The organism is Paenibacillus sp. p3-SID867, assembly GCF_025142895.1.
Classification (GTDB): Bacteria; Bacillota; Bacilli; order Paenibacillales; family Paenibacillaceae; genus Paenibacillus_AQ.
In genome coordinates this window covers 521,972-539,723 of record NZ_JAMBDM010000002.1, presented here as the reverse complement: position 1 = coordinate 539,723, position 17,752 = coordinate 521,972, and the positions used below count along the sequence as shown (strand labels likewise).

Sequence of the window (17,752 nt, the reverse complement as noted above, 5' to 3'; positions counted from 1 at the left end):
AGGGGTAAGGTACATGGCAGGATTATTTGGTTTTATAAATAAACGGCGTAAGAATGCTTCTTCATCAGATCTAAATATTAAAATTGAAAAAACGTTTGTCTCGCATGGTCTTTTATATAGCATTATACGAGAAGGTCAGTACCTACAGTTTCCATTAAACCTTCGGATATCCGAACTCAGGCGGTTGAATAATGCCGAATTGCTTGAAACCTTGGAGGATTTATGGTTCGAAGGTTATTTGGAACCTGAGGAATCAGGCTTTGTCCTCACGACCGATAAGCTTCAAGAAATCCCGCAGGAGCTACAGGAACGATTGGGGCTGCCCCGACCCACCAAGCTCAACTTGAGGCTTGGTCATGAAAGTGCCGTAGGAACTCCGCATTTCAAGTTTGTGTTGGAAAAGAATTTTGAGTCGTGGGAGCACTTAGAACGAACAGCGAAGTTTATTGGACCATGGATTGTTCTCCCTGATCGACAAGTGCTGCTAATGGATGAAGAGCAGTACCGATTTCAGCAGCTTATAGATGAAGCTCCTAATGCCATGGATAAGGAACGGATTTTTGCATACGTTGCTGAAGTGCGAAACACTGCTATACGCCATGATTATCCGATGGACGATTATCTGCGGCATCAGGAGTATCTGTTTGTAGATCAGTTGGATATTGAGTTGAATTATGATCAAACGGCTATTACACTCAGTCCACACTATGGCTCTTCTGACGATATATCTCCAGATTTATTGAGCAACATGAGTGCTTTGTCTACTCGCTATGCAGTTGATGATAACAATCGGAAAGTGTTAGTCAAATCTTCTATAGTGGAAGAAGCAAACCGCATTCAGCAGCTTCCCCCTGTTACAGGTCCAGATATTCCAAAGTTTATTGAAAATCCTGAGGCGTTTCTTCCCGAAATAGAAGGACTTGATTTATCACGGTTTGGGGAACGCGTGAAGTCTCTTGGCATCCGAGTATATCGAGCACAGCCTTTCGTTCACGCAACGGAACAAGAGAGAGGTTGGTTCGAACTGGATTTTGGATTTGCGGCTCAGGATGAGAACGGAGAAGTTCATCAAACTTGGGAAGCATCCGAAATGCAGACGTTAATTACGAAAGCACAAGAGAATGGTGAAGAGTTCATTGAATGGAACGGTAACTGGCTAAGGCTGCCTAAAGATGCTGAACAATTTGTAGGTCGTTCGGAAACAGTGAAGCGAGAGTTGTTAGGTGAAGGTAGTCTTGTAGATGTCACTAAACTTCCTTATGTCTTAGAGATTTACGATAATATTAGCCAATTGGAATTCAATCAGCCTATATTGAAGGCTCAGCAGGAGATGCAGGACCTAGGCATATTTACCGAACAGCCGCCTGCCTCCTTCACAGCGACCCTAAAACCGTTTCAAACGGACGGTTATGTCTGGATGAAATCGTTGCATTATCGGAAGCTTGGGGGACTGCTCGCGGATGATATGGGGCTTGGCAAAACCATTCAAGTTATTTCCTTCTTGTCGTATTTACAGGACATTGGATGCCTAACGCCGACGCTAGTTGTCGTGCCAAAGACGCTTATGGATAACTGGGAGAAAGAAGTAAGGAAATTTGCTCCTTCATTACTGCAATCCCTATACCTTCACCGTGGTACGCAGCGATTAAAGGATGCAGAAGACTTGAAGCGGATTGGTATCACGGTTACCACTTATCATACGTTAGCGAAGGACCAGTTGATATTTGGACAAGTGGATTGGCAGGCTGTTATTTGTGATGAAGCGCAGGCAATCAAGAATCCTTCGACAGCGGCCTCTAAGGTACTCAGGGCTATGAAATCGAAGTTCAGGTTAGCCATGACCGGAACCCCGGTAGAGAACGGATTAAGTGAACTGTGGTCTATTATGGATTATGTACAGCCAGGGTTACTAGGAAGCCTTAGTCAGTTTAAAGAAGAGTTTGTGAACAAGTTAGATGGGGAATCGCGTGATTCAGAAGATGAGAAGAAACTGCTGGCTCGTATATCCATGGTTTACAAACGCCGTACAAAATCGGAGGAATTAGGCGACCAGCTTCCTCCGAAGCAGTCGATCATTGCTGAGGTACCATTGGGACCAGAACAATCTAAACTTTATGCAGAGGCTCTTACTTTAGTTCGTAACAAGGCTATGGATGGATTGCAGGCCATACAGAAATTAAAGGCCTTAAGTTCACACCCTGGGTTAGTGGCCGACCAATATATAAACCTTCCATATGACCAAGTACCCAAACTGCAAGAAACGATAAGTATTATCCGAAACGTGCAAGAAAAAGGTGAGAAGGTTCTTATTTTTACAGAGTACATCAAAATGCAGGAGATCCTTCGCTCAGTGGTTCGTGATTGTTTCGATATAAATCCAATGATTATCAACGGAATGACGGATCGGAGACAGGAACAAGTAGACAGGTTTAATAGTACCTCAGGATTTGATGTGATGATTCTTTCTCCTAAAGCCGCTGGTACGGGACTAACCATTACTTCTGCCAATCATGTCATTCACTATACACGATGGTGGAATCCTGCTGTTGAGAACCAAGCGACAGATCGAGCCTACCGTATTGGGCAGGAGAAGCCAGTATACGTCTATTATCCGATAGTAGCAGATACGAAAGGATTGACGAAAAAGGGAACGGTTGAGGAGATTGTTCATCAGCTGCTGACAGACAAGCAGGAAATGGCTTCTTCGGTGATTGTCTCAAGTGGGAAGATAAATATCGAAGATGAGATATTAAAGGGAATTTAACTTCGAACGTTTGTTTGCTGGCAGGATGGTGTCAAAAGAAGAGTATAAGCTCGATTTCAGAAAGGATGTGTTAAGGATGATTAAGACTTTAGATCTAAAGGGTACCTTCTTTACATACTTAAACGATAAAAACCATTATTCCGCTGAAATGATTGGTTGTATGGAAAGAACAGTTCTGAAGTTGCTAGATACGAAAACTACGTTAGATCGTCCAGGTATGCTGCTTGGAAAGATTCAATCCGGTAAGACTAGGACTTTCCTCGGGGTCATGTCTTTGGCCTACGATAATGGCTACGATGTCGTCATCATATTGACAAAAGGTACAAAAGCGCTTGCCCAACAAACCTTGGAACGATTGAAGTCTGAATTTAGGGATTTGAATGAAGATGATCACATTCAGATCTTCGACATCATGGTAGTTCCTTCACTGACCCGATATGAGCGCAATCAGAAACTTGCATTTGTGGTCAAAAAAGAGATACGCAATATGGAACGACTGCATCAGGCTTTCTTTGATACATATCCTGATCTCTTAGACAAGAAAATTCTAATCATTGATGACGAAGCTGATTTTGCAAGCATTGGTTTTACGAGCAAGAAGGATGAAGAACCGGAAATTAAGAAGATCGCAGGGAAAATTGATGAATTCAGACAAAACGTTGAGGGATGTAGTTTCTTGCAAGTAACGGCTACTCCTTACTCCCTTTACCTTCAGCCAGAAGATATTATCGTGGATTCGGAAGTATTTAAACCGATTAAGCCGGTCTTTACAGAATTGGTGCCTATCCACGATAAATACATTGGCGGTGAATATTATTTTCAGAAAAGCGAAGAAGAAGGAACGATCGCGTATCATTTATTTGAAGAGGTTCCCGAAGACGAGTTGGCTGTATTAAAGAAACAGGATCGTCGAGTATTTAAGATCGAGGAATGTTTGTTCAGCAATAAAATCAAGTCGCTGCGGGATGCCATTGTTAACTTCATTGTTGGTGGCTGTATACGGAGGATGCAAGACAGGGAAGAAAGTAATGCCTTGAGAAAATACAGTTTTATCATTCATACCGAACAAGGCAAGGCCGCCCATGAATGGCAAGAGAGCATTATTGATGCCATTGTAAAAAAATTGACAGAGGAATCCCGAGATGACTCCCATTTGTTTCAGCGCTTAATTCAGGAAGCTTACGCAAACTTAGAAAAATCGATCGAGCGTTCTCCTCTTATGATGCCGGGTCTTCATCAGATCATAGCGGAAGCGAAGAAGGTGTTAGATGAAGAACATATCATGATCACAAAGGTTAATTCCGAGAAGGACGTAAATGAACTTCTGGATGCTTCCGGGCAATTGAAGCTTAGAACGCCGCTGAATATTTTTATTGGAGGACAAATACTTGACCGAGGTATAACAATCGGAAATTTGATTGGATTTTACTATGGAAGACGTCCAAAAACCTTTCAGCAGGACACGGTACTTCAGCACTCCCGAATGTACGGGGCTAGACCAATTGAAGACCTGACCGTTACTCGGTTCTATACTACGTCGAGCATATATTCCGTTATGCAGCGTATTCACGAATTTGATTCGGCCTTACGAGAAGCTTTTGAGAAGGGGAGTCATGATAACGGTGTTGTATTCATTCAAAAGGATGTCAGCAGCCAGATCGTACCTTGTTCTCCTAATAAAATTTTGCTGTCCGATACAACTACGTTGAGACCGAAGGCTCGTCTGCTTCCAGTTGGCTTCAAAGTCAGAGCTAAAACGCATGTCCAAAAGCCGGTAGCCGCTATGGATGCCATCATTAATAAGTATTGTACGGAGACTACTAACACGCCGGAACCATTCTTGATGGACATCAGCGATGTGGTTGATATCATTCAGCATGTCGGAACTACTTTTGAAGAAGGACATTCCTGGAATCAAAAAGCCTTTATTGCTAGCTTGGAGTATTTAGCGGGATTGTCTGAGGACGAAACACTCAGAGGAAAGGTTTGGACGATCGTAAGACGGGATCGGGATATTTCCCGAGAAAAGAAAGACGGACGCCTTGAGAACTCTCCTGATTCTTATCAAGAAAAAGGGTTGGCGAAAGAGCTGGCAGTATATATTCCCGCAATTGTGCTGCTAAGACAGAATGGTGCTGCTGAAGGTTGGAGCGGGACACCGTTCTACTGGCCAGTGCTCGTAGCACCTCAAAAGATGCAAACTGTTGTTTTTGCCAATCATTTGTTTGCAGATTAATAGACTAGTAGAGAAAAAAAGGAACATTGCAGTATGCGATGTCCCTTTTTTAGTATTGTAATACTAAATATTATTGTGGTATAGTTTACCTATACACAGTAGGTACAAAGTAGGTGATTCATTGATCGAAGACTTTTGGAACATATGTCTAAATCATGACATCAAATCGCGTGATCAACTGCTTCGGGAAGCGGTTCGCGTTATAAAGATGAAGCAATACATAGAGCAAGTACCTGCCTTGGAACGGACAGAGCTTGAGAATAATCCGACAAAGCTGTTCGAACGGATGCAGGAAAGGATCGGAACAATCGAGCTGGGGCATTTTCCGGGGGATCGGGAGTTGTTCTACAGACTGTATCATACGGGGAAAGAACTCAATCTGGCGGAATACGGATTGCAAACGATTCGGCAGGATCGAGTAATTGCTTCCTTGCAGGTGCATTCGAGTGTTTTTCAATCCTTTAAGGAAGTATCTGATGGATTGGAAGAGCGGCGTTGGCTGATCGTTGAGGCTGAAAAATTCATGGAAGGGCTGGCACGGTATACGCCGCCCCCAAACGTAAAGCTAACCCTCCTGACCGAAAATTATATTATCGGCCGGCTGTTGAAGACGTATTTTGCTGGAAACGAGCAAATTCTGATTCTGCAGGGGTCAATCTATCAGCCGTTGCCGCTGGCAGATTCCTATGATGCTATTCTGGCCGTGCCCAATTTCGGGTTAAAGCTTGATGATGAGGCGGCCGGGGTTCGTGAAGCGGAAGGAGTTGCGCTTCAGCATTTGGCTCCATTACTCAAATCGGGAGGCAGGCTTACAGCAATTCTACCGGCGCGGATGATGTTCCAATCGGGCACGATCGGGGAATGGCGCAAACGAATAAACGAAATGATTCCTGTCGGAGCGGTTTATATCCTGCCGGAAGGTTTGTTTAGACCGTATACCTCTGTAAAGACGTATCTTGTGACGTTTTGTAGCGGACAGCAACCGGAGAACATTCGAATTGGGCGTTATGTGTTAAAGGATACGGTTCTAGAGGAAGAGCAGGAGGTTCAGCTAAAGACCGCCGCTTTCCAGCAGCTGGAGGATTGGCGAATCGAACTCCTGCTGGAGCAGAACAGCGATACGTTTGCAGCTTTTCAGCAGGCCGCTATTCCCAAAATCAAGCTGAGAGCGGTCGCGGATATTTTCAGGGGGAAATCGATACTGAAACAGGATCTACGTCCGGGCCCGATTGCGGTCCTGAATATTTCCAATCTTGAGGATGGGGAAGTTAAGCACGAGCAATTGGAAACGATTGAGGAAGAGTACCGCAAGGTAAGACGATATGAGGTGCTTCCGGGAGATTTGGTTATGACGTGCAGAGGCACGCAAACGAAGCTGGCTGTACTTCCGGAATATTCGCAGATGGTTATTGCTTCTGCCAATATTATTGTTATTCGCTTCAAAGAGCAGGTGGACAGCTTGTATGCGAAGATTTTTCTGGAAAGTCCGGTAGGCATGGCTCTGATCCAGAGTTTTCAGCGCAGTACAACCGTCATGAACCTAAATCCGGCTGACGTCGGTGAGATTGAGATTCCGCTTCTTCCGTTAGAGAAGCAGCTAGCGATCAGCGAAGCATATAGGAAAGAGAAACAGCTGTATTCGGAAACGGTTCAAGCGGCTTCCCGGCGCTGGGAAGCGCAGCGAGAACAGATTTATTCAACATTATATTGAGGAAGCAAAATAAGGGGGAAATTGCAGCATGGCAACAGCAAACATTGGATTCGAAGAGAAGCTGTGGACAATGGCAGACAAGCTGCGAGGCAGCATGGATTCCGCGGAATACAAGCACGTAGCGCTTGGCCTGTTATTCCTAAAATATGTATCGGATGCGTTCGAGGAAAAATACGCGGAGCTCGAGCTAGAGCCTTATGCGGATGCTGAAGATCGCGACGAATATATTGCGGCCAATATTTTCTGGGTACCGAAGGAAGCACGTTGGAGCCACATTCAGGCGAATGCCAAGAAACCGGAGATCGGCCAGATTATCGATAACGCCATGATTCTGATCGAGAAGGAAAACCCTTCGCTAAAAGGCGTCCTGCCGAAGGATTTTGCCCGACCGGCTTTGGACAAGACTCGTCTTGGGGAAGTTATTGATGTCTTCTCCTTTAAGGTAGGGGACAAAGAGAGCCGTTCCAAAGATGTGCTTGGCCGGGTGTATGAATATTTCCTGAGCAAATTCGCCAGTGCAGAGGGTAAGAACGGGGGCGAGTTCTATACGCCTGCCAGCGTAGTACGTTTACTGGTTGAAATGATTGAGCCTTATAAAGGAAGAATTTATGACCCTTGCTGCGGTTCTGGCGGCATGTTTGTACAAAGTGAGAAGTTTGTGGAAGAGCATCAGGGGAAAGTAAGCGACATCGCGGTGTATGGACAGGAATCTAATCCAACCACATGGCGTCTATGCAAAATGAACCTAGCAATCCGCGGCATTGACAGCAATCTCGGTGAATATAATGCGGACACGTTCCATAACGATCTACATAAAAACTTAAAGGCCGATTATATTCTCGCGAATCCGCCATTTAATATTAGTGACTGGGGCGGCCAGCGACTGACGGAAGACGCGAGATGGCAGTACGGATTTCCGCCGGGTGGCAATGCCAACTATGCCTGGATTCAGCATATCGTTTCCAAGCTGGCACCAAGCGGCGTAGCTGGGTTCGTTTTGGCGAACGGTTCCATGTCTACCAGCACAACCAGTGAGCTTGAAATCCGCAGCAAGCTTGTAGATGCCGATTTAGTCGATTGCATCGTTACGTTGCCGGGACAGCTGTTCTACTCGACGCAGATTCCGGTATGTCTTTGGTTTATGGCGAAGAACAAAGCGCCACGTGGACTGCGCGACCGCCGCGGTGAAATTTTGTTCATCGATGCTCGTAAGATGGGACACATGGTGGACCGTACCCATAAGGAATTAAGCGCGGAAGATATGCGAAAAATCGCCGACACGTATCATGCTTGGCGTGGGCAGACAGAGGCTGGGCAATATGAGGATGTTAAAGGCTTCTGCAAAGCTGTAAAGCTTGCTGAGGTACAGGAGCATGAATATATTTTGACCCCAGGACGTTATGTGGGGATCGAAGATGCGGAAGAAGGCAGCGAACCGTTTGAGGACAAAATGGTGCGCCTGACGAGTGAACTGGCTGCGCAGTTCGCGAAATCCCGCCAATTGGAGGATGAAATTCGGAAGCTGTTGGGGGGGATTGGGTTTGAGTTTTGAACTGAAAAAAATGAAAATTTCTGAAATTGGAGAAGTTTTAACTGGAAAAACACCTTCTTCAAAGGAATCCGCCATTTTTAAAGGAAAGTACTTATTTATAACTCCTAGAGATATGTCAATAAATAAGTATATTAGAACAACAGAAAGAACAGTTTCTCAAAAAGTCATAGAAAAATTTAAAGGTGTAACATTTACTGGGAAATCAATTTGCGTTAGTTGTATTGGATCAGACATGGGAAAGGTTGTATTTGTTGATTCAGATCTTCCATCATTAACAAATCAACAGATTAATACCATTACTAACTTTAATATGAATATTAGTCCGGAATATATTTATTATAAGTTAAAACCATTAAAGGCATTCTTTCATCAAATTGCCGGTGGCTCAACTATGCCGATACTAAATAAGAGTGATTTTCAAAATATTGAGTTAGATATTCCACCCATATCTATTCAAACTAATATTGCAGCAATTTTGTCAGCGTTGGATGACAAAATAGAACTCAACAACTCCATCAACAAAATCCTCGAAGAAATGGCCCAAGCTCTTTTTAAACGCTGGTTTATTGACTTTGAATTTCCGAATGAGAATGGTGAACCTTACAAGTCTAGCGGGGGAGAGTTTAAAGAATGTGAGTTGGGTTTGATTCCGAAGGGATGGAGGGTTGGCTCTATAGGTGAAGTGAGTGATGTAAATTTAGAGAGCTACTCTGGAAAAGAAAAATGGAACTATATCAATTATCTTGATACTGGCAACATCACGAGAAACAGGATCTCAAACATTCAACCGCTCGATTGCAAATTAGATAAAATTCCAAGTAGGGCAAAGAGGAAAGTCAATCCGAATGATATAGTTATTTCAACTGTAAGACCTAATCAACACCATTATGGCATGATTAGGGAACCTTTGGAGAATATGCTTGTTTCAACGGGATTTGCTGTAATAACAAGTAATAGAAATTTTCCTAGCGATCTATTATATCTATGGTTAACACAAGAGGACATAACACAAAAGCTACAATCTATAGCAGAAGGAAGTACGACAACATATCCTTCTATTAAACCAGCTGATATTCAGACATTAAAAATACCAATACCACATGACCAGATTCTAAAGGAATTATCTAGTGTTATAGAAGCAATGCATAAAAAAATGTGGGAAATTCAGAAGCAAAATCGAGTTCTAACTGAAATCCGCGACACCCTTCTCCCCAAACTCATGTCCGGAGAAATTCGCGTTCCGATAGACGAACAGGAACTTACTTCTATCAATGAATAACTTATAAACAAATTACTTATCAGTCCATCAACCAGCTTAGGAGGTGTGCCGTGTACATTACATCTTATGCAGAGAGCGACCTGGAGCAAGCGGCGATTGAATGGTTTGAAGAATTGAATTACAAAAAGGCATACGGGCCGGAGATTTCCCCGGAAGGGGAATATCCGGAGCGCATGTTCTATACGGATGTCATTTTGGCTGACCGGCTGCGGGATGCCCTGATTCGGATCAATCCCGGTGTGCCGCGCGATGCGATTGAGGAAGCCATTCGCATCGTTGAGGTGCCGCAAAGCCCCAGCTTGCTGGTGAATAATCGGGCATTTCAACGAATGATTACTGACGGAATTGATGCGGAATACCGCACACCTGCCGGGGAGAATCGAACGGCCAAGGTATGGCTGTTCGCCACGGAGCGTGAACGGGTGGAGGAGAATGATTTTCTTGTCGTAAATCAGTTTACGGTTGTGGAGAACGGCGAGAAACGTCCTGATGTCGTGGTGTTTGTGAACGGCATTCCGCTTGTCGTTATGGAGCTCAAGAGCGCCTCGAACGAAGAAGTAGGTATAAGTGAAGCATACAACCAGGTGCAAACGTACAAGAGCAGCATACCTTCTCTATTTACATACAACTCGTTTATGGTCATTAGTGATGGAGTGAACGCTCGAGCGGGCACGCTGACTGCCGATGCGGAGCGGTTTATGATGTGGCGGACGATCGATGGCAGCGATGTCGCGCCTTCCTCTATCCCGCAACTCGAAATCTTAATTAAAGGCATGTTTGAGAAAAAGCGGTTCATGGACATCATCAAGCATTTTATCCTGTTTCAAACAGACGGCGAGAAAGTAACCAAAATTTTAGCAGGGTATCATCAGTTTCATGCGACTAACAAAGCGATAACAAGCACTGAGCGTGCTACCGAAACCGAAGGGGATCGGAAAATCGGTGTAGTCTGGCATACGCAAGGTTCGGGAAAAAGCTTGTCCATGGTGTTTTATGCCGGGAAGCTTGTCCTCACCATGGATAATCCGACAATTGTGGTTGTGACCGACCGGAACGATCTGGATGAGCAGCTATTTACGACCTTCAGCAAATCGCAGGATTTGCTGCGGCAGACGCCGAAGCAGGCAGCAGACCGCAAGCATTTGAGGGAACTGCTGGCAGTCGAATCCGGAGGCATTATTTTTACGACGGTTCATAAATTCAGCACTGAGGATGACGAAGATACGTATCCGGAACTGACCGGACGTAAGAACGTTATCGTCATGGCGGACGAAGCGCATCGCAGCCAATACGGTTTCCAGGCGGAGATGGTGGCTAACGAGAAGACAGGCGAAGCCGACGTGAAGTACGGATATGCCAAATATATGCGCGATGCGCTACCAAATGCGTCTTACATCGGGTTTACAGGGACGCCTGTGGAATTGAGCGACAAGAATACCCCTGCTGTTTTTGGTGATTACATTGACATCTATGATATGACCCGGGCAGTGGAAGACGGTACGACGGTCAAAATTTATTATGAAAGCCGCGTAGCTCGTCTGAACTTGTCCGAGGCTGAACGTCCAATTATCGACAGCGCTTATGAAGAGATTACGGAATATCAGGAGGTTACCCAGAAGGAACGCTTGAAGTCCAAATGGGCTCGGCTGGAGGCACTCGCCGGTTCGGAGAAGCGAATCAAAGCCATTGCGAATGACATGGTTGCTCACTATGAGCAGCGACAGCAGGGTATGTTCGGCAAGGCGATGATCGTGGTCATGTCCCGTCGGATTGCCATTGATCTGTATAAGGCGATTGTTGAACTCCGTCCGGATTGGCACAGCGATGATGACAGCGAGGGTAAGATCAAGATCGTGATGACCGGCACTTCAAGCGATCCTGAAGAGTGGCAGCAATATATTGGCACGAAGCGGCGACGAGAGTATTTTGCCAAACGGATGAAGGACTTGAACGATCCGCTTCAGATTGTCATTGTGCGCGATATGTGGCTAACTGGCTTTGATGTTCCATCCATGAGTACGATGTACATCGACAAGCCGATGAAAGGCCACAATCTGATGCAGGCGATTGCCCGGGTCAACCGGGTCTTCCGGGATAAGCCGGGTGGTCTGATTGTCGATTACATTGGGATTGCCGATATGCTGAAATCTGCGCTGCAGCAGTATACAGAGAATGACCGCAAAACCGCCGGTATCGATACGGATCAGGCAATTGATTACATGCTGGAACGGCTTGATTTGATACATGATCTCCTTCATGGACATGATTACAGTAAATACAATTCACCCAAAGCTTCCGAGCGCATGCAGGCCATTGTGGAGACTGTAGATGCCGTACTTGGACTCGGTGAAGAAGGTAAGCGTAACTTTACAAGTTGGGTTACGGAACTATCCAGAGCTTATGCCTTGTGTGCGACTACGCCCGAGGCTGAAGCGGTCAATGTGGAGATCGGTTTCTTAAAAGCGGTGAAATCCGGGATAATCAAACTGATCACGACGGAGAACAGGAAGAAGACTACGGCCGAACTGGACGCTGAGCTAAACCAGCTGATTTCGAAATCCATTATTTCAGAAGAAGTAGTGGATATTCTGGAAGCAGCCGGTTTGCAGAAGCCGAACATCGCCATTCTGTCGGATGAATTCCTTGAAAGCGTTCGCGGTCTCAAGCAGAAGAATCTGGCGGTCGAGCTGCTGCGTCGTCTCCTTCAGGGCAAAGTGAAGTCTTTTGAAAAGGTGAGTGTGGTTCAATCCCGCAAGTTCTCGGAAATGCTCGACGAATCGATTCGTAAATACAACAACCGTACGATTGAGACTGCGCAGATTATTGAAGAGCTGATTCAGATGGCCAAAGAAGTGAATAAGGCCGTCAAACGCGGTGAGGATATGGGGATGATTGCGGAGGAGCTGGCTTTCTATGATGCGCTCGCTTCCAACGGATCGGCGAAGGAATTGATGGGTGACCTGATGCTGAAACAAATCGCTCACGAACTGACGCAGTCGATCAAAAACAATATTACCGTAGACTGGACGCTGCGGCAGAATGTACGAGCTCAGATGAAGGTGACGGTCAAACGGCTTTTGAAGAAATACGGATACCCGCCGGATTTAGAACAGCTGGCGATTGATATGGTTCTCAAGCAGGCAGAAGTCATGAGCTTGTCGGCTTCTCAAGAGTTTCGATATTAAGGGGAATGGCAATGGAAGCATCAAACTTTGCATTTTTAAGGGAGTTACATCCAGAATTAGCCTCCCTTGCCGAGCAGGCGGAGGGAAGCATTTGGTCGAATCCTCGCGGTACGCTTATGCAGGGGAGATTATTTGGAGAGATACTGGCTACAACCATATCTACTCAGGAAAAAGTGGAACCGGTCTATTCAATTAAACAAATTGACCGTCTGCATAAGTTGGCGCGAGAGGGATTACTAACAGAAGAGATTCGCAATAAATTCGAATGGCTTAGGATGAACGGTAACGCTGCTGCTCATAGCAGCAGTGAAGTTCACTCTGACTTGGCTTTAACCGCACACAGAAACATGTTCGAGTTATCTGCATGGTTTGTGGAGTTGTACGGCTCTGTAGATTCCGAAGTGCCTCCCTATCAAATGCCGATTCAGCAGGCACATACTAATCACCAGATTGAACAGCCCCCAGTTCTGGATACCGGCCTTGTAGAGAAAGTGATCTCCGACCAATTGGAAGCTAGGTTGCTGCCTACTCTGGATGAGAAGTTCCGTTCGATCGAGGAAGCACTCCAGCGCATTGCGGAAACAAGGACGGCTGCTACAGCAGAAGTCATAAACAGCCCTGAGCATTCCTTAAGAAGGTCTGATAATCAAGTACAATCTGGGGGCGTTACCACGTCTCCTCCCTCTTCAGAGGGTTCTGATCGAATAGAAATTGCTGTTGAGCTTAACAGTAAAAGCTTAACTGTGATCGATAAACGGCCGTTTGGTGGAGCTCTATGGGTTGTTGGCGGCTGGGAGTTGAAAGAAGCGCTTGGTACATGGAACGATCAGGGGATCTATTTCCGTTATGCCAAGAATGGAAGTCAGTCCACGAAACGTAAGCCGGCCTGGTTCATGCTAGGGAAGGATCCGTCGGCCCAGCGGTGGGTTGCTATTTCACAACCACAACCTATCGAAGAAGTGTGTGTGACCCAAGCGGATATAATCATTGAAAAAACAGTACCTCAAACTGAGGAGAGTGTAACGAATGACAGAGATACTGTCTCTGCAGAAGTGCGTTCGCCATCCGTTATATCAACTTCGCCTGTTGGAGAAGAGACAAAGGAGAATACGACAGGGAATCAAACCGACGTCGTAGTCGATAAGGAAAGGGACACTTCTCAAGTAGAAATGGTTAGGATTCCTGAACGATTGCTAGAGCAGAGTTTACAAGGGTTTGCGTCTGATCGGTTGGTAGCAATATCCGAATCTCTAGGAGTTATCAAGTTTGGTGATTGGAGCGAAGAGCGGTTGCTTGAGCTTTATGAACGACAACCAAAGCTTCTCCATGATGTAATGGTCCAATTATGGTTTTTCGGGTTCCAATTCGAAGGGAAACTAGGTAGATTCGTTAAATTGCAGCATGACGCAAGCGATGAGTACATAGGAAGAATAGACGATGAAAGTAATCTGACTGAAATTCTAGCTTCCGATGTATGTCGTTTGCTTGGGCGTTTTGGAATCTTCTCGTCCCATCAACTTAGCGGTCTCCCTGTTTCTTCATTGGCATGGTTACTTCGAGGACGTCATGCGGATACGGTAAATAGTCTTCGGAAGTTAGAGAAACATTCGGTTCAAACAGCCCCCCCCAATTCCTCGGTTCAAGTTCATAAGGTCTTTAGACTAAATGGCGAACAGATTGGAATCTCGGAGCAGATATGCGCCTTGCGGATTGATGAACTGAATTTTAATGGTTGCAATGCGTTACTAAAGGGCATTCAACAAGACTGGAATATTCACTATGTCAAAGATTTACCGGAAGTGCTTAATATTTTGCCTACCAAAATTAAAGGTGTTGGGTTAACAGCGTTATCCAAATTTTTTGAGCAATTAAAACAATTAGATAAAAATAATGATCCTTATACCCTTGGCGAAGCAACTGTTTTTAATCTACAGCCAATTGATCGTTCAACTCCAGTGAGTGTGGAGGGGAGATTTTATTGGCGGAGTGAAGAAACGCTTGTTGCTGAGGTAGAGTATCAGGTTACAATTGATCGTTCTTTTTTTTCGAGTGTTAACAAATTATTGTCTGAACTTATTATTGCAGGAATTGAGACAATCGGGCAACTTCCGAGTCATCTTGAACAACTATTGGAATATCCAGGTGTTGGTGCAACAGCGGTTGACAAGTTCCATAGCCAGTTAGTTCAAATGTTATTTCAGCATAGGCTGCAGGAGAAAGAGAAAACCGAATGGAATTTAAAGAGTCCTGAAGCAAGGATCGCAGATTCCATTGAGCAAATCGAATTAAACTGGCAAGCGTGGCTCCAGGGAGATGACAAGTCCAGGGGGAGTGAACGGAATTTAGAGGTCCTACGGTATCGTTGGATTGCAAGTAGAGATGGAAGAAAAGCCACCCTTGAAGAGACGGGCCAGAATTTCAGTCTCACTCGTGAAAGAGTTAGACAGATTCTGATCAAACAAAACAAAAAATTGCAGAAAGATACGAAGTTCTTGGAGGCTGCCATCAGAACAGCTTGTGAACCCTTAAAAGGTTTCTTTAAATATCCGTTACAACCCAATGAATCATTTATTCATTATTTGATTATTGAAACATTGGAGGTATCGGGGCTTAACTATTTGGGGTCGCACGGTTGGTGGACGGAAAGAACGATGGAAGAGATACAGAATCTGCAGCAATCATTGCATAGATTGTTAAGAGAGACATGCAAAGGTGCTTTAATCTCGGATGGGATGCTAGAGGAAAAGTTAGCGTCCATTCATACCGAGTTTGTCTTACCCAATGAATTCATATATTTACTTCCAAATGCAATTTTAAGAAGATGCGATAAAGGCTATCTGTTAGCAAATAGCAGTAAAGCCGACCTCGTTGAAATGGTGTTAAGAAATTATCCAACCGGGATTGAAATTTATAAAAAGGCTAATGAATTAATGGAAGAAGCCAATGCTATTTGGCCAGATTCATTTTGTAAAGATCGGGAAATTACATCTATATTCAACAGAGATGAATTTGCGGACACGGCGTATTTATGGGGCCGCGGCACGTATATTCATTATTCTTTCGTTGAACCCGATATAGAATTACTTAAAGAGATAGCAGCAGCTGCTGAGAAACTTCTTGAAGTGCGCAGTCCCATTTCAGTAGGAAGGTTGTATTCGCAGTTTGAGGAAGCTCTGAATCGATCAAATGTTCCTAATGAGTATGCGCTGTACACATTGTTAAGAAAACACGCTTCTTCAACATTACAGTTACGCAAATTTCCTCACATTTGGCATGAGAAAGATAGCTTCCAGATCAATAACTCGGAAATGATCAAGAGTTATATACGTGAGATGAATCGTCCGGTTACCCGGGAGGAAATCATGCAGGAATTTGTAGAACGGAGAGGGTGGAAGAAATTCACCATCGAATATAATCTTTCCTCAGATACGGATTATGTTCGTGTAGATTATGGTATTGTCGCACTACGGGAATTTTATTTTCTGGGTCGGGATGATTTCAATAAATTATTCAATAAACTCTCCACATTGTTAGAATCTCGCCCTATTATCCATATCAAATTATTGTTCGAAGAAATGAAAGAATACAGCAAGTCCCTTGATATCCAGTCGGATTCCCTTCTATATGATTTAATGCAAGCTTATACGGATACGGAAACTAAGTTTATCCGATATCCGTTTGTCGTTCGAGCTGGGCAAGAAATTGAGGACGTGAGCATGCAAAATTTAACCGAACAATATATTTTGGAACAGGGATTAGAGGTTCCCCGCGAGCAAGTGTGGCAATGGTTGACCGATGAGTTGGGCGCTCGGCAGGAAACCTTAGATGGTGTATTATTTAATTCGAAAAATATATTTTATTACACGCGGGGGCAGTACGGAGAATATATTCATCGCGATAATTTAGGTTGGGATGATGCCAAAGAACAGCAACTAATGAATACGGTGTCTCATAAACTTCAAGAAGCTTATATCAAAGGACAGCCCTATATATTAGCCGAGCAGATCTTAATTGCTGATGGTTTGCCTACTCTAGAAAATGATGTGGAGTGGACGGAAGACCTCATTATTGATGTGTTGAAGAAAGGCAAAAAGGTTGGCTTAATAGGTTCTTATGATTCCATCATTATTTCGATTGAAGACTCCGTAATTCAACGTGAAAGTGACTTTGTAGCTTATATTCTAGATAAAGAATTTGATGGTCAGGCCCCGGCGAGAGATTTACATCGTAGATTAGCCGAACTAAGATATTCTCAGGACGGACAGCTGCTTTATAACACATTGACGGATATTGAAAATGAGGTTGGACGTCTAAGAAAAGACGGGGATAAATACATTCTCATTTAAATTAATATTTCTATAAGAGTTATGTCATTTAACGGCCATGGTCTAATTGCCATGGCCGTTTTCTTTTTGAAAGATCAATACTTTTAAAAAATCGGTATCTTTCGTTCCAGAACAAACATTCGCTGACACTCTGTTGCTACTTTCCTCCTATATATTATTTATAAAAATGATTAACCCATTACTAAGGAGGAAGCAATGATTAAATTCAATACTTTTTACATATTTATGTTAATTACATGCATGACAATGTTATTCACTATGGATCTATCAACTTTATCTTTGATATTTGTTTTTTTAACTATTGCCATATGTGTATTAAGCATCATTTTGAACATTAAAAGAAGAAGGTAGCAGAAAAACAAAGTAGGAGGCTACTTTTCTGTAAAATGAAAAACAGAAAATCTGTCTTAAGGGGGGATTTTTTTGAAATATAGAAAGGAAGGCTCACTTCGTTTAAGTACTGCAATTATCATGTTTGCTGTAGCCGTATTTATAGAGAATGTAGGGGCTAGATCATTCATTCTGATTGTTGGTGGATATGCATTGATTTCAGGAATCGTGTGGTTGAAGAGAGCAGCAAAGTAGCTGGCTATGCGAACTTATAATTCGATGACAATATTCAGTCTTGTGGTTAGGGTATTATTTAGTAAGGAATATATACCATGCCGTTCTCGGATAA

General features: G+C 44.0%; 8 protein-coding genes. All 8 read left to right on the top strand.

Translation table 11 applies throughout. The annotated features are described in order from the left end of the window. The first annotated feature begins 13 nt into the window (after positions 1–13). The 8 genes from M4D81_RS05685 (at position 14) to M4D81_RS05650 (ending at position 17,658) form a co-directional block, all read left to right on the top strand. Positions 14–2,764, top strand: a complete 2,751-nt coding sequence (locus tag M4D81_RS05685; protein WP_260064957.1) for a DEAD/DEAH box helicase — start codon at positions 14–16, stop codon at positions 2,762–2,764. A 76-nt stretch (positions 2,765–2,840) separates the two neighbouring features. Then, entirely contained in the window at positions 2,841–5,000 is a 2,160-nt protein-coding gene (locus tag M4D81_RS05680) for a Z1 domain-containing protein (RefSeq protein WP_260064954.1), read from the top strand. Between the two features lie 121 nt (positions 5,001–5,121). Further along, complete coding sequence (locus M4D81_RS05675) at positions 5,122–6,711, top strand: N-6 DNA methylase (RefSeq protein WP_260064953.1); 1,590 nt, start codon at positions 5,122–5,124, stop codon at positions 6,709–6,711. A 28-nt stretch (positions 6,712–6,739) separates the two neighbouring features. Next, positions 6,740–8,263 carry a class I SAM-dependent DNA methyltransferase gene (locus M4D81_RS05670; RefSeq protein WP_260064951.1) on the top strand — a complete coding sequence of 508 codons (1,524 nt, stop codon included), beginning with the start codon at positions 6,740–6,742 and terminating at the stop codon, positions 8,261–8,263. Next, positions 8,253–9,542: a restriction endonuclease subunit S gene (locus tag M4D81_RS05665; protein ID WP_260064949.1), complete on the top strand. Its 1,290-nt coding sequence runs from the start codon at positions 8,253–8,255 to the stop codon at positions 9,540–9,542. Before M4D81_RS05670 ends, M4D81_RS05665 begins: the two co-directional genes overlap by 11 nt. A 56-nt stretch (positions 9,543–9,598) precedes the next feature. Further along, the gene (locus M4D81_RS05660) at positions 9,599–12,727 is read left to right on the top strand and encodes a type I restriction endonuclease subunit R (protein ID WP_260065100.1); all 3,129 of its coding nucleotides are present in this window, start codon (positions 9,599–9,601) and stop codon (positions 12,725–12,727) included. 11 nt (positions 12,728–12,738) lie between these two features. Then, positions 12,739–17,073: a sigma factor-like helix-turn-helix DNA-binding protein gene (locus M4D81_RS05655; RefSeq protein ID WP_260064948.1), complete on the top strand. Its 4,335-nt coding sequence runs from the start codon at positions 12,739–12,741 to the stop codon at positions 17,071–17,073. A 423-nt stretch (positions 17,074–17,496) separates the two neighbouring features. Beyond that, the gene (locus M4D81_RS05650; RefSeq protein WP_260064947.1) at positions 17,497–17,658 is read left to right on the top strand and encodes a hypothetical protein; all 162 of its coding nucleotides are present in this window, start codon (positions 17,497–17,499) and stop codon (positions 17,656–17,658) included. The last annotated feature ends 94 nt before the right edge of the window (positions 17,659–17,752 follow it).